Source organism: Halomonas sp. AOP27-A1-41, from assembly GCF_052378605.1.
Classification (GTDB): Bacteria; Pseudomonadota; Gammaproteobacteria; order Pseudomonadales; family Halomonadaceae; genus Vreelandella; species Vreelandella citrativorans.
In genome coordinates, this window is sequence record NZ_JBQSXT010000067.1 from 1 (window position 1) to 511 (window position 511).

Consider the following 511-nt stretch of genomic DNA (forward strand, 5'->3'; position numbering starts at 1 on the left):
GGCCAACCATGGGAATCACATACCAGGTGGATTTTTGTCGTTAAACCACCACGACTACGCCCCAATGCGTGATCTACCGGTTCTTCTGAGCCCCCTTTTTGCCGCCTCCTGCGGCAGCGCGGGTGGCACGTATCGAGGTCGAATCAATCATCCACGTATCCAGATCCATCAGTCCATCTTCACGCAGCCTGAGCTGTAAGCGAGAAAGGATAGCTTCAAACGTGCCATCATCCCGCCATTTTCGAAAGCGCTCATAGGCAGTTGACCAGGGACCATACCGCTCGGGTAGATCTCGCCATTTGGCACCAGAACAGAGCACCCAGAAAATACCATTGAGGACCTGCCGGTCATCCCGCCGGGGCCTGCCCATCACCTGAGTTGGCGACACAATATCTGTAATCTGCGCCCAGTTCTCATTGGATATCTCGTACCGGCCAACCATAATTCATTTCCCCCTATGCTTCTATTGCATGGGAAAACTTAGCAGATATCACTTTTCGTACAAAACCTA

1 pseudogene is annotated in these 511 nt (G+C 52.3%); it reads right to left on the reverse strand.

Annotation, left to right across the window (positions count from 1 at the left end):
* Positions 1 to 442: pseudogene (locus ACT3TC_RS17125) on the reverse strand (IS5 family transposase); the annotation flags it as partial.
* Positions 443 to 511: the final 69 nt, after the last annotated feature.